The organism is Streptomyces sp. NPDC026659 (genome assembly GCF_040638245.1).
Classification (GTDB): domain Bacteria; phylum Actinomycetota; class Actinomycetes; order Streptomycetales; family Streptomycetaceae; genus Streptomyces.
Genome location: NZ_JBEZXY010000007.1, coordinates 434,807 through 441,933 on the forward strand (window position 1 = coordinate 434,807; position 7,127 = coordinate 441,933).

The 7,127-nt window shown below is 72.7% G+C and carries 9 protein-coding genes and 3 tRNA genes; 3 read left to right on the forward strand and 9 right to left on the reverse strand.

From position 1 onward, the window contains the following. Positions 1–81: 81 nt before the first annotated feature. Positions 82–1,167 (reverse strand): MerR family transcriptional regulator, encoded by a 1,086-nt coding sequence (locus tag AB0E91_RS20440; RefSeq protein WP_361783511.1) that lies wholly within the window; start codon positions 1,165–1,167, stop codon positions 82–84. A gap of 148 nt (positions 1,168–1,315) precedes the next feature. On the opposite strand from AB0E91_RS20440, the gene AB0E91_RS20445 reads away from it, so the two are divergent. After that, positions 1,316–2,188, forward strand: a complete 873-nt coding sequence (locus tag AB0E91_RS20445) for a hypothetical protein (protein WP_361783577.1) — start codon at positions 1,316–1,318, stop codon at positions 2,186–2,188. Between the two features lie 21 nt (positions 2,189–2,209). On the opposite strand, the gene AB0E91_RS20450 is transcribed toward AB0E91_RS20445, so the two are convergent. The 4 genes from AB0E91_RS20450 to AB0E91_RS20465 all read right to left on the reverse strand — a co-directional run bounded on the left by AB0E91_RS20450 (position 2,210) and on the right by AB0E91_RS20465 (position 4,419). Beyond that, positions 2,210–2,767: a hypothetical protein gene (locus AB0E91_RS20450; RefSeq protein ID WP_361783514.1), complete on the reverse strand. Its 558-nt coding sequence runs from the start codon at positions 2,765–2,767 to the stop codon at positions 2,210–2,212. A gap of 98 nt (positions 2,768–2,865) precedes the next feature. Next, the gene (locus AB0E91_RS20455) at positions 2,866–3,273 is read right to left on the reverse strand and encodes an arsenate reductase ArsC (protein ID WP_361783517.1); all 408 of its coding nucleotides are present in this window, start codon (positions 3,271–3,273) and stop codon (positions 2,866–2,868) included. A 19-nt stretch (positions 3,274–3,292) separates the two neighbouring features. Beyond that, the gene (locus tag AB0E91_RS20460; RefSeq protein ID WP_361783520.1) at positions 3,293–4,036 is read right to left on the reverse strand and encodes an MIP/aquaporin family protein; all 744 of its coding nucleotides are present in this window, start codon (positions 4,034–4,036) and stop codon (positions 3,293–3,295) included. Further along, positions 4,033–4,419: a metalloregulator ArsR/SmtB family transcription factor gene (locus tag AB0E91_RS20465; RefSeq protein ID WP_361783523.1), complete on the reverse strand. Its 387-nt coding sequence runs from the start codon at positions 4,417–4,419 to the stop codon at positions 4,033–4,035. The genes AB0E91_RS20460 and AB0E91_RS20465 overlap by 4 nt, the downstream gene beginning before the upstream one ends. 87 nt (positions 4,420–4,506) lie before the next feature. Here AB0E91_RS20465 and AB0E91_RS20470 point away from each other — a divergent pair, with 87 nt between their 5' ends. Next, a complete protein-coding gene (locus tag AB0E91_RS20470; protein WP_361783526.1) occupies positions 4,507–4,926 on the forward strand; it encodes an ArsI/CadI family heavy metal resistance metalloenzyme in 420 nt (139 codons plus the stop codon). A gap of 7 nt (positions 4,927–4,933) precedes the next feature. On the opposite strand, the gene AB0E91_RS20475 is transcribed toward AB0E91_RS20470, so the two are convergent. The 4 genes from AB0E91_RS20475 to AB0E91_RS20490 all read right to left on the reverse strand — a co-directional run bounded on the left by AB0E91_RS20475 (position 4,934) and on the right by AB0E91_RS20490 (position 6,313). Then, entirely contained in the window at positions 4,934–5,806 is an 873-nt protein-coding gene (locus AB0E91_RS20475; protein WP_361783529.1) for a class I SAM-dependent methyltransferase, read from the reverse strand. A 102-nt stretch (positions 5,807–5,908) separates the two neighbouring features. Beyond that, positions 5,909–5,985: transfer RNA gene (locus AB0E91_RS20480), tRNA-Ile, on the reverse strand. Between the two features lie 176 nt (positions 5,986–6,161). Next, positions 6,162–6,234, reverse strand: a tRNA-Asn gene (locus AB0E91_RS20485). 6 nt (positions 6,235–6,240) lie between these two features. Then, positions 6,241–6,313 (reverse strand) — tRNA-Asn (locus AB0E91_RS20490). Positions 6,314–6,483: 170 nt separating this feature from the next. On the opposite strand from AB0E91_RS20490, the gene AB0E91_RS20495 reads away from it, so the two are divergent. Then, entirely contained in the window at positions 6,484–6,789 is a 306-nt protein-coding gene (locus tag AB0E91_RS20495; RefSeq protein WP_161182250.1) for a YtxH domain-containing protein, read from the forward strand. The last annotated feature ends 338 nt before the right edge of the window (positions 6,790–7,127 follow it).

Sequence of the window (7,127 nt, forward strand, 5' to 3'; positions counted from 1 at the left end):
GTGCGGATCGTAAGCGGAAGGTATGACAAGGGGGCGGCCGGGGGACTTGCGACGGGCCCCCCGGCTCCACGGGGACGGCCGTCAGGCCGCCCGCCCGGCCCCCGGTACCGCGTCCGCGACCACGCAACCGATGTTGTCGGGCCCGCCCGCCGCGTTCGCCGCGTCGATCAGCGCCTCGACGGCGTCGGCGGGTCGGGATGCCGCGGCGAGGAGTTCCGCGATCCGCTCGTCCGTTACGACGCCGGTCAGCCCGTCCGAGCAGAGCAGATACCGGTCCCCGGCCCGCGCCTCCTGGAGCCGCAGCTCGGGCACGGGGACGGTGGCGCCGCCAAGTGCCTTGAGCAGCAGGGAGCGTTGGGGGTGGACGGCGGCCTCCTCGGGGGTGAGCCGTCCCTCGTCCAGCAGGGACTGGACGACGCTGTGGTCGTGGGTGACGCGGAACAGCTCGCCGTCGCGCAGGAGATAGGCGCGCGAGTCGCCGATGTGGACGAGGGCGAGCCGGGAGCCGGTCCGGAGCAGCGCGGTCAGGGTGGCGCCGGAGCCGTCGGCGCCGTCGCCGCCGTCCCCGAGGTCCCGTATCGCCTCGTTCGCGCCGCGCACCGCGTCCTCCAGGAGGTTCAGCACACTGCCCGCGCGGAGTTCCTCCGCCTCGTCGAGGAAGCGGAGCGCTTCCACGGCGGCGCCGCTCGCGGGTGCCCCGGCGGGGCCGAACCCGTCGGCCACGGCGAGGAGCCGTCGCCCGGCGTACACGGTGTCCTGGTTGACGGTGCGGACGTGCCCGCGGTCGGCGCGGGCTGCGTAACGGAGTTCCAGCATGTCGGTGTGGTCCCTTCCGGACTCGGCGGTCAACTGGTCCACGAGGAACGCGGCGAGATCCCGCCGCGCGGCCGTCTCCGCCTCGACGCGGGCCCAGTACGCCCGGACCTCGCGCGCCGCGTCCGCCCCCTCCAGAGCGCTCACGGCACGGATCTCCGTGAGCGGCATCCCGAGCCTGCGCAGCCACGCCACGAGCCGGGCGCGCTCCAACTGGCTTACGGCGTAGTAGCGGTAGCCGGTGTCCGGGTCCACTCGGGCGGGCCGCAGCAACTCCAGTTCGTCGTACAGTCTGAGCGCCTTGGGCGACAGCCTGCTCGCCCGCGCGAAGGCGCCGATCGTCAGCAGTTCCATGCGAACTCCGCCTCCGTGGACTGGTGTTCCTCGCTTCCCCACCGATGCTGGGGCTTCCCCGAAGGTGAAGGTCAACAGGGCTGTCCCGGTTTCCGCGCGGTTGCTAGCCTCGCCGTTGATCGAATTGCCGTACGACAGGACGCCCGCCGTGCCCCGCATCGCCCTCGCCACCTACGACGCGACGAACGGTCCCGCCCGGGACACCGATCTGCCCGATCTGGTACGGGAGTTGAGGGAGGCGGGCGCCGACGCGGAGAGCCGTTTCTGGGACGACCCGGACACGGACTGGGCCTCGTACGACCTCGTCCTCGTCCGCTCGACCTGGGACTACGCCTGGCGCACCGCCGAGTTCGCGGCCTGGGTGGACCGGGTGGACGCGACGGCCCGGCTGCTCAACCCGGCCGAGGTGATCCACTGGAACTGCGACAAGCGGTACGTGGGCGATCTCGCGGCGGCGGGGGTCCGCACGGTGCCGACCCGGTACATCGCCCCCGGCTCCCCGGCCGAGCTGCCCTCGGACTACGAGTACGTGATCAAGCCCGCCTCGGGCGCGGGCGCCCGTTACGCCGCCCGCTACACCCCGGCCGAACAGGACGTGGCCGTACGGCACGTGGCCCGCCTGCACACCGAGGGCCTCACCGCCATGGTCCAGCCGTACATGCGCGCCGTGGACACCGGCGGCGAACGCGCCCTCCAGTACTTCGGCGGCCGGCTGCTCCACGCCAGCCGCAAGGGCGCGGTCCTGACCCCGGGCACGGCGTACGACGCCCCGCGCACCCCGCACCCCGGCCTGGAGCCGTGGCAGCCGACCGAGGCCGAACTCGCGGTCGCGCAGTCGGCGTTGGCGGCGGTGCCGGGCGGTCCGGACCGTCTCCTCTACGCCCGTGTGGACCTGGTGGACGGCGAGGACGGTCTGCCCCGGCTGATGGAACTGGAGCTGGTGGAGCCGAACCTGTTCCTGTTCCTGCACCCGGAGTCGCTGCCGGAGGTGGCGCGGGAGATCATCGCGGCCGCGTCCTGAGGACGGTGGGCGGTCGGGCGGTCAGTCCCGCAGGGCCGTGCGCTGGAGCAGCCCCCAGGTGAACTCGGCGGCGACCTCGTGGGGCGTCCCGTCCCGGTCGGGGGCGGTGAAGACGAGCGCCTGCCGGGTCGGCGCGGTGCTCTGCACGGGCCGTACGGGCGCGAAGGCCCTGGCGACCTCGTCCAGCGTGTACGACCAGCCGGTGAGGTCCTCCAGCGTGCGCGGCAGCGGAACGGCCGCCTCGGGCCGCCGCACCAGCCACTCGGTGAGTACGGCCCCGCCCTCCCCCACCAGCACCTCGAACCGCAGATCCGGCCACAGCGACAGCCCCCACTGCCACGCCTCGCACGCCATGCCGCCCACTTCCCGCGCCTCGACCACCTCGGGCGCCCCCAGCACCACCCGGTAACGCTCCGCCGCCGACCGCCACTTCCCCGACCGCGCCATCGCCTGCCACCGCCGGTTGACCTCCCGCATCTCGGTCAACGACACCCCGAGCCGCAACCGGGCGTCCTCCGCCAACTCGGGATGATGATCGGCCAGCCGCCGCAGCAGCACGAGCTGAAAATCGAGATCCATGGGGCCATGCTGCCGCGCCCGACGCGAACTGCCGGGCAACTCACCCGGAGGAACGAGCCGCGACGCCTGCCCCCCCCTCAGCACCGACTCGCACGCGCTCAGCCCCCGAGCTCCTCGATCAGCCCGCTCACGCGCCCCCGTATCTCGTCCCGGATCGGCCGGACCGCCTCCACCCCCTGACCCGCCGGGTCGGGCAGCTGCCAGTCCAGGTACCGCTTGCCGGGGAAGTACGGGCAGGTGTCGCCGCAGCCCATGGTGATCACCACGTCGGAGGTCCGGACGGCCTCGGGGGTGAGGATCTTGGGGGTCTCGGCGGAAATGTCGATGCCGACCTCGGCCATGGCCTGGACGACGGCCGGGTTGACGGTGTCGGCGGGGGCGGACCCGGCGGAGCGGACCTCGATGCGGCCCTGGGTCAGGTGAGCGAGGAAGGCGGCGGCCATCTGGGAGCGGCCGGCGTTGTGCACGCAGACGAACAGCACGGAGGGGACGGAGGAGTGGGACACAGGTGTTCCTTCGAGGGGGTCAGGGGCGGGCGACGGCGGAATCGTGCGCGGCACGCGGCGGGACGACGTCCCGGGCGGCGGGCGACGGGCGCCCGAACAGCGCGGCGGCCAGCGCGACACCGACCGCCGTACCGGCGAACTGGGCGCCGATGAAGGGCAGTACGGAGGCGGGCGCGATACCCGCGAAGGAGTCGGTGAAGGCCCGGCCGACCGTGACGGCCGGGTTGGCGAAGCTGGTGGAGGAGGTGAACCAGTATGCCGCGCCGATGTACGAGGCGACCGCGACCGGCGCGACGTGCGCGCGCCCGGTGCGGGTGAGGCCGAGGATCAACAGGACGAGTCCGGCCGTGGCGACGACCTCGCTCAGCCACAGATGCGCGCCCCAGCGCGCGTGCCCGGACCACCGCACCAGCTGCTCCGCGAACACCGCGTTGGCGAGTACGGCGCCGCCGATCGCCCCCGCGACCTGCGCCGTGACGTAGACGGCCACCTGGCGCAGCCGCGAGGCCCCCTCCCGGCGCCCGGTCCACCAGGCCGCCAGCGTGACCGCCGGGTTGAAGTGGGCGCCGGAGACGGGCCCGAGCAGCGTGATCAGGACACCCAGACCGAATACGGTCGCCAGCGAGTTGGCCAGGAGCTGCACGCCGACGTCCCGGGACAGCTCGGTCGCCTGGATGCCGGAGCCGACCACGACCGCGACGAGCGCCCCCGTCCCGACGAACTCCGCGGCGGCTCGGCGGGCGAGCGGGGCCTCGTCCGTCACCGGGAGGTCCCCGGCGCCTGGAGCAGGGAGGAGAGCCGGGCCAGGGCGGCGGGCAGCACCCAGTAGTAGACCCAGGTGCCGCGCCGCTCCGAGCCGACGAGGCCGGCCTCGCGGAGCACCTTCAGATGGTGGGAGATCGTCGGCTGGGACACCTCGAACGGCCCGGTCAGGTCGCAGACACACGCCTCCCCGCCCTCGTGCGAGGCGATCAGCGACAGCAGCCGCAGCCGCACCGGGTCCGACAGGGCCTTGAACATCCGGGCCAGGTCGACGGCGGCCTCCTCGCCCAGCGGCTCCCGCACCAGCGGTGAACAGCACACGCCGGTGTCGTCCCGCATTCCGGTGTCGTCCTGCCCCAGCACGACGAGCTCAGATTTCGACATGCGTCTATGTTGACACTCATCGAATCAACAAGGCAAGCTCGCCATATCGACATCCGTCGAAACAAGACCTCGGACAGGGAGACCGTCATGTCCCGTGTTCAGCTCGCTCTGCGCGTCGCCGACCTCGAAGGCTCCGTCGCTTTCTATTCGCGCCTCTTCGCCACCGAACCGGCCAAGCGCCGCCCCGGCTACGCGAACTTCGCCCTCACCGAGCCCCCGCTCAAGCTCGTCCTCATCGAGGGCGAGCCGGGCGAGGACACCCGCCTGGACCACCTCGGCGTCGAGGTCTCCAGCACGGAGGAGGTGACCGCCGCGGCCGCCCGTCTCCAGGACTCCGGCCTCACCACCCTGGAGGAGACCGACACCTCCTGCTGCTACGCCCTCCAGGACAAGGTCTGGGTCCACGGACCCGGCAAGGAGCCGTGGGAGGTGTACGTCGTGAAGGCCGACGCGGACACACGCGACAAGAGCACCGCCGCCCCGGCGGCCGGATGCTGCGGCACCTGACGAGCCCTCAGCGACTCTCCGCGACGGCCACCCGCCCCGACCGCAGGGAGGTGCGCCCCCGGGTCGGACTGCAGAGGCCCACCGCGAGGGCGAGAAGGGAGTCGTCCGAGGTCACATGGAAGCCGTACTCGGCGAGCAGGGAGGCCATCCGCCGGGGCTTCCACAGGGAGCGCCAGGGTTCGCCCGCCATGACGGCGCTGCCGAGGAGGCGGGCCAGGAGGCGGCCTGCGGCGGCTTTGACCGAGGGCGACTGGTAGTTGAGGACGAGGGTGCTGCCGGGGGCCGTCCGGGCGGCGAGGGCGGACAGGGTGGCGCGGACCTGGTCGCGGGTCAGATAGGGGACGACGCCTTCCCAGAGCCAGACGGTCGGCAGGGCGGGATCGTGACCGGCGGCGTCCAGCGCGGCACCGAGGTCGTCCGTGGCGAAGTCGACCGGGGTGAAGCGTACGGAGCGGGCGGTGGTCTCCGGCGCGGCCTCGGCCAGGCGGGCGCGTTTGTCCTGCTGGGAGGCGGGGTGGTCGACCTCCCAGACGTCGGTCTCCGCCAGCTCGGTCAGCCGCCAGGCACGCGTGTCGAGACCCGCGCCGAGAATCACGAGCCGGCCGGCGACACGGGCGCGCAGGGCGTCGTCGATCGCGACGGTACGCGGCACGACCACCTCGGCACAGGCCCGCACACTCTCGTACACCGTGCGGGCCCGCCAGCCCTCCGGCGGCATCCCCGCGCGCACCTCGTCCACGGCCTCCCGCTCCGCCGCGCGCAGCAGCCGTACCGCCACCGCATCACCGAAGCGCCCCACGGCGAACCTGCCGTCCGCCGCCGCCCGCCCCTGACAGACCAGCACCGCCGTCCGGCTGGCGGCGCGCTCGTTCTCGCTCATGGGGCTCCATTCAACATCACCCCGAAAAGCGAGAAGGCCCCTCCGGGAGGGAGGGGCCCGCGTCGTCCCGCAGGTGAGAACGTTCCTGCAGTACGGCCTTGTTGGTGGGGCGGGTGGGACTCGAACCCACGGCCGACGGATTATGAGTCCGCTGCTCTAACCGGCTGAGCTACCGCCCCTCGCGGCGTGTCGCGTACATGTGTGCGCGCCGTCTGCCGCAGCATAGCCGCTCATACGATCTCCTGCTTCGGATGGTCGGCTTCCGCGCTGCTTCCTGACCTTGAGGACTTCGCCCAGGCCAGAGCGGTTCCCACGGACATGAAAAAGGACCCCCAAGGGGTCCTCGTTCAGCGCGCTCCCCCGACTGGACTCGAACCAGTAACCTGCCGGTTAACAGCCGGCTGCTCTGCCAATTGAGCTACAGGGGATCGAAGCTCCCCCGACTGGACTCGAACCAGTAACCTGCCGGTTAACAGCCGGCTGCTCTGCCAATTGAGCTACAGGGGATCGCTTCGTCTGCATCGAACGCATCCACCTGGGTATTCGCCAGGGGGCGGGCGGTCGCTGCGACACATACATTAGCGCAAGCAGGGGGGTGCTCCGCCAATCGGTACCCCTCGGCCCCCACACAGCACCATGAATCCGGGCAGGAACTACGGAAGGGAAGGGTGGCCGCCATGCGCTATCGGCTCACGTTCGTCGCCGGACTGGCCGTCGGCTACGTGCTCGGCACGCGGTCCGGGCACGAGCGGTACGAGCAGATGAAGAAGGCCGCTCGCGGGATCGCGCAGAACCCGGCCGTGCGCAACACCGCCGAGACCGCCGCCCACCAGGGCCGCGTCTACGCCGGCAAGGCGCTGCACACGGTCGGCGAGAAGGTCGGCGAACACGTCCCCGAACCGGTCGCCCAACGCGTCCGCTCCCTCCGCGAGCGCAACGGCCACACCCGGACGGAGGACGACTGGGGCACGAGCAACACGTAGCCCTCGGCAGGGGGCCCGGCCGTGTACCACCTCGGCACCGACCCCATTCCCCTCGCCGCCCGGAGCCCGGGCCCACCCTCGGGGGACAGGGCCCGGGCCCACTCATGCGGCCACCCGTCCGGGTGCAGCAAGGCTGCCACCCCGCCCCCGGCGCCGCCGACCTCGGCCTGCCCGGACCCCGGGCAGCCGCCCCGGCTCGATCGCGGCAGGGCCCCTTGCCCGTGCCTCACCGCCGGCTCCGAAGGGCTACCGCCACGCGCTGCTCGCCCACCGGGACGGCGCGGCCGTCGTCGGCGGGACGTACGCGCCGGAGCCCGCCACACTCACCCTCGCGGAGA

Excerpts from the sequence above, each read along its gene's own strand:
- AB0E91_RS20475 (WP_361783529.1), bottom strand. The coding sequence starts at position 5,806 with ATGAGCGAGAACGAGCGCGCCGCCAGCCGGACGGCGGTGCTGGTCTGT.
- AB0E91_RS20440 (WP_361783511.1), bottom strand. The coding sequence starts at position 1,167 with ATGGAACTGCTGACGATCGGCGCCTTCGCGCGGGCGAGCAGGCTGTCG.
- AB0E91_RS20450 (WP_361783514.1), bottom strand. The coding sequence starts at position 2,767 with ATGGATCTCGATTTTCAGCTCGTGCTGCTGCGGCGGCTGGCCGATCAT.
- AB0E91_RS20470 (WP_361783526.1), top strand. The coding sequence starts at position 4,507 with ATGTCCCGTGTTCAGCTCGCTCTGCGCGTCGCCGACCTCGAAGGCTCC.
- AB0E91_RS20465 (WP_361783523.1), bottom strand. The coding sequence starts at position 4,419 with ATGTCGAAATCTGAGCTCGTCGTGCTGGGGCAGGACGACACCGGAATG.
- AB0E91_RS20495 (WP_161182250.1), top strand. The coding sequence starts at position 6,484 with ATGCGCTATCGGCTCACGTTCGTCGCCGGACTGGCCGTCGGCTACGTG.